The 1,725-nt window shown below is 74.7% G+C and carries 2 protein-coding genes; one reads left to right on the top strand and one right to left on the bottom strand.

The window, feature by feature from the left end; genetic code table 11:
* A partial coding sequence (locus ADY01_RS35400; RefSeq protein ID WP_049580968.1) for a CDP-alcohol phosphatidyltransferase family protein occupies positions 1–996 on the bottom strand: 996 nt, incomplete at its 3' end.
* Positions 997–1,202: 206 nt separating this feature from the next.
* Between ADY01_RS35400 and ADY01_RS35405 the strand changes: the two genes are divergently transcribed.
* A partial coding sequence (locus ADY01_RS35405) for an NAD-dependent epimerase/dehydratase family protein (RefSeq protein ID WP_159001644.1) occupies positions 1,203–1,725 on the top strand: 523 nt, incomplete at its 3' end.

Here is a 1,725-nt window from a genome sequence, read left to right on the forward strand (position 1 = left end):
CGGGTGGGCCTCGTTGAAGGCGAAGTCCACGATGTGGCGGCCGGTCTGGAGGATCATGGCGCCCAGGGCCAGGGCCCAGACGTCGTCGCCGCCGCGGGCGGCGCCGAGCGCGAGTCCGGCGTAGTAGGCGTACTCCTTGGCGCGGTCGAAGGTGGCGTCGAGCCAGGCGCCGAGGGTGGAGAACCGCAGGGAGTAGCGGGCGAGTTGGCCGTCGGCGCAGTCGAGCACGAAGGAGGCGAGCAGCAGCGCGCCCGCCGCGACGAAGCCGGGCCTGGTGCCGGTGGCGGCGCAGCCGGCGGCGATCAGCGCGGTGATCAGCGAGGCGGTGGTGACCTGGTTGGGCGTGAGGCCGCGCCTGGCGCACCAGCGGGCCACATGGCGGGAGTAGGGGCTGATGAAGTGGGTGGTGAAGAAGCCGTCGCGGGACTTCACGGACGAACGCAGGCGCACCGCCTCGTCGTCGACCGCCGCGACCGCGGCCTCGGCCTCGGCGCGGGCCGCCTCGGTGGTGGGGACGGCGGCGGCCAGGGTGCCGAGCTCGGGGCGGTGGATGGCCGTTCCCCCCGCTTCGAGCCGGGCCGCGAGGCGGTCGGGGAGGCAGTCGGCGGCGGGGGGCGCCGCGAGGGAACGGCCGCCGGGGCGGGCGCCGACCGGGGAACCCGGCCGGTCACCGGCCGTCGGCGCCGCCGGGTCCGCGGCGGAGTCCGCCACGACGGCGGCCGTCAACGCGCCGCGTGCCGCGGGGAGTACGGTCAGCGCGCCCGGAATGGCCGCGGCCGGGAACCGGGGGTCGGTGAGGCCGAGTCTGAGGCTGTGGGTGTGGCCGACGAAGCGGGGGTCGACCACGGCGACGCGCTCGGCCGCCGGCACCGCGGCGACGGCCGCCGCCACTCCCCCGGCCCCGTCCGTCACGCGCACGGTGAAGCCCAGCGCGCGAAGGTCGCGTTCGAGTGTGGCCCCGGGTACGGGCGGGCCGGTGAGGATGGCGGTCGACAGCTGACTCACTCCTTGGGGCAGAACCGTCTGCGCGGCTGCACGTCGGCAGAGATTATCTGATGAGCACCACACGGCAAGAATGGCGTTGACACCTGGAAACCCGGAGTTCATATCGAGTCGCCCGCACCGCGGCCCGTACGACCCTACGCGATCGTTCGACTACGCCGGGCAATCGACGTTCGCCGTGCAGCGGTTAGGCTGCGGCCATGACCTGGTTGATCACCGGTGGTGCCGGATACATAGGGGCGCACGTCGTCGAGGCCATGAGGGCGGCGGGCGAGCCCGTGGTGGTGCTGGACGACCTGTCCACCGGAGCGCCCGACCGGCTGCCGGCGGACGTTCCGCTGGTGCGCGGCTCGGTCCTGGACCGCGCGCTGCTGGACGGCGCGCTCGCGCGCCACGGCGTGACCGGGGTGGTGCACCTGGCGGCGAAGAAGCGGGTGGGGGAGTCGGTGGCCGAGCCGCTGTCCTACTACCGGGAGAACGTCCACGGGCTGACCGTGCTGCTGGAGGCCGTCGCGGCGGCCGGGCTGCGCCGCTTCGTCTTCTCCTCGTCCGCCGCCGTCTACGGCACGCCCGACCTCACGGACGCGGACGGCGGGGACGGCTCGGACGGACGGCTCGGACGGCGCCCTGCTGATCGTCTCGGAGCTGGTGACCAACGCCGTCCGGCACGCGGCCCTCCTCACCCCCGAGGTGGGAGTCGAGGTGGCCCTGGACGCGGACGGC

Origin of the sequence: Streptomyces sp. SBT349, assembly GCF_001083795.1 — a bacterium.
Classification (GTDB): domain Bacteria; phylum Actinomycetota; class Actinomycetes; order Streptomycetales; family Streptomycetaceae; genus Streptomyces.